Below are 1,836 nucleotides of genomic sequence, written 5' to 3' on the forward strand. Positions count from 1 at the left end.
CTCTTTCATATCAAAGGGCAAAGCAGCATTAAGCAGCGACTTTTGCTCTGCCGTTAAAGCCTTTCTGCATACCCAGCGGTCTTGATTGCGGATCATTTTGATGTCTTTTAACACCGTCACGCTGCGATGGAAGGTATGATGTGTTGTGCTTAGTACCGGTTTTAAGCGTTTGTGCAGCTCTTTGCGTAAAATTAATGCCAGGAACAAAACAAACAGTTTCCCTTGCCATGCCTCAAGGGAATGGACATGCATTCTGCCGTCGATAATGTCATTCTTTAATGTTTCGAACATCTTTTCAATGCGGTCTTTATTGCGATAGGCAAGCAATGCTTCTTCGTCGGTGATGTTTTTAAGCGAGGTGAACAATACCGTGACTCCCTGCTGCAGCTCGGCGGCATGAACGGCGTCTTCGTTGCGTTTAAAGGAAAATCCTTTAGGTCCGCGTTTAGGAGTTACGGTAAAGAAGTCTTTATATTTGTCAGGCTCAGGACAGCCTCCCGTTAACGCTTCAAGCTCTTTTTCTTCTTTAGCGATATGCAAATATAAATCATGCAGTTGCTGCTGCTCTTTGGTAAGGCTGTAATAAAAGAGCAATCTTCCTTTAGTAGTACCTAATGTAAAATCCGTATGACCGTGATAAATGATTTCTTCGTTGAGCATAAAGCTGTTGTCATAGGTGCGCTTAAATTCTTTACGCCATTTGTCTACGGCTGCGGCGACAATCTTTAGACGTTTTTGCGATACGCCCAATAATAAGTTATGTCCCTGCAGTGCGGTGAAATTAATATTGTCCTGAGAAAAACCGCCGTCGAAAATTAAAGCAAAATCTGAGGACAAACCTAAGTCTTTAACGCGTTTTAATACATAGTTGAAATTGGCGGTGTCATTGATGCTGCCGTTATAGGAGGTATAAAACAAAGGAACATCATTTTTACGGGAGCTTAATAAACCGATATTAAGCTGCGGTAAGGATTCTTTATCACGGTTATAGCCGAATTCGATTTCAGGCAGGGCATCGGAATAAGAAGATACGGAAGTAACGTCGTAATAGAAACTGTCCTCTTTTTCCTTATCTTGGTTAAGCTTTATCCAAGCCTCTAAAAACTCATCGTTAAGTGTCGGGGTACAACGGGTGAATAGCTCACAAGCTCTTCTGCCGTTAAACGGCTCTTGTAAGAAACTTAAGTTTTTCTCTAAAAACAAGTCAATCTCATCAAGTCCGTCCTTACCGTCGCCTGCGGCATAATAACAGGCAAGGGCAAATAACTTTTCGGCAAGCTTAGTACCGAATACTTTATCTGCTATGTCTTTAATTCCCAGGTAATGCCACAAACTTAAACATACGACGGTAAATCCGACGCCGACAGTATCACCTGTTGAATGTCGGTGAGGATCTGATTCTTTAGGTGCTCTGCCGCGGGAGCGTACGGTACTGCCTAGAGGAGCTGCAGCACCGCTTAACTTAAAATAAGTATCATTGGGAATAAGATATTCAATACCGCTTTCTTTATCAATTTCAACTCTGCCGATTAAAGCCGACTTATGGCGCTGTTTTTTATCTTGAGTGTAATAAGTGTCCGTGTACTTATAAAGATAGACAACTCCGGAGCGTTTTTGTCTGTAGGTTGAGGAAATCGGCAGGTTGATTCTGACATCGGTGTATAACATAGCGGGTACCACACTATATATAATCTAATAAATATAGTATAACACAAATAGAAGAAGACGGCATAATTTCTTATAAAAATAATGAATAACAATAGATTAGAAGAAAAGAGAAACGGAGGAAAAAAGAAAGAGCTGCTATACTACATAAAAAATCAGGCGATCCGGGTT

At 41.1% G+C, this 1,836-nt stretch carries 1 protein-coding gene; it reads right to left on the reverse strand.

The features are described 5' to 3' along the window. The coding region (locus tag QZ019_RS09725) for an IS1634 family transposase (protein ID WP_295484624.1) at positions 1–1,668 on the reverse strand (1,668 nt) is incomplete at its 3' end. Positions 1,669–1,836: the final 168 nt, after the last annotated feature.

The sequence above is a fragment of the uncultured Succinatimonas sp. genome, from assembly GCF_905203285.1.
In the GTDB taxonomy this organism is placed as follows: Bacteria; Pseudomonadota; Gammaproteobacteria; order Enterobacterales; family Succinivibrionaceae; genus Succinatimonas.